A 1,104-nucleotide genomic window follows, 5' to 3' on the forward strand; every position below is an offset into this window, starting at 1 on the left:
GGCGTACAGGCAAGTGGCGCCCCCTACGGCGGGGAGCCCATCGGCGGCGTCGGCGTCTTCTTCGACCAGTCGCTGGACGGTGTCGTCAAGGTGAGTCAACAGTTCGTCGGGGGGCAGTTCCATGTCGGCGAGTGTGCGTACGGCGGTGCGGAGCCTGCCCATGCTCGCCGCGGCGTTGATCCCGTGTCCGACCACGTCGCCGACGACGAGGGCGACTCGGGCGCCGGACAACGGGATCACATCGAACCAGTCGCCGCCGACGCCGTGGTCCATGTCGGCGGGCAGGTAGCTCGATGCCACCTCGACCGCCGTGCCGCCCTTCAAACCGCGTGGGAGCAGATTGCGTTGGAGCGCGAGGGCCGCGGTGTGTCGGCGCGCGTACTGACTCGCGTTGTCGAGCGACAACGCCGCGCGGCTGACCAGTTCTTCGGCCAGACGAAGATCGCCTTCCTGGAATGGCACCGGGTCCTGCGTACGGATGAACAACGCCGTGCCCAGCAGGGTGTGCCGCGCGCGGATGGGAACGACCATCAGGGAATGCATTCTATTTTCTCGGATCTTCTGCGCCCGGGCCGGGTCGTGATCGATCCATGCGCCCGGAGCGGTGTCCAAGACCGGTTCCAGGAAAGGCCTGCCCGTGCACAGGACGTGAGCGAAAGGGGATGCGGGCGACACTGGGACCGACTCACCGCGGTCCCATGGGGATTCGGGGACTCCTTGGTGGATCGAGGCAAGACCGGCACGTCGGAGAACGGGGAGGCGCTCACCCGTCGGCCCGATGTGGACCGAGGACGCTTCGCCGAACGGAATTGACTGCTCCAGGTCAATGGCGACGTAATCGGCGAGCAGGGGCACGGCGAGGTCGGCCAGTTCCTGGCTGGTCTGCATCACGTCCAGAGTGCTGCCTATCCGGGTGCTGGCCTCGGTGAGGATGGCGAGGCGCTCGCGGGCCCGCTGGTTGCCGGTGAGATCCACGCTCATGGAGCACACCCCGAGCGGCCTGCCGTCGGCGTCGCGCAGGCAGAAGAACGAGACCGAAAAGTCGTGGTCCCGGCGCTGATCCGCCAACGGCCAAGCCCGGTATTGATGGACCGCGGTCGTGCC

At 67.5% G+C, this 1,104-nt stretch carries 1 protein-coding gene; it reads right to left on the reverse strand.

Annotated elements, in window-relative coordinates; genetic code table 11:
- Window positions 1–981: SpoIIE family protein phosphatase (locus AB0I77_RS53885; RefSeq protein ID WP_363290383.1), on the reverse strand; the 981-nt coding region annotated here is incomplete at its 3' end.
- Window positions 982–1,104: the final 123 nt, after the last annotated feature.

This window comes from Streptomyces sp. NPDC050619 (assembly GCF_040654815.1).
GTDB lineage: Bacteria > Actinomycetota > Actinomycetes > Streptomycetales > Streptomycetaceae > Streptomyces.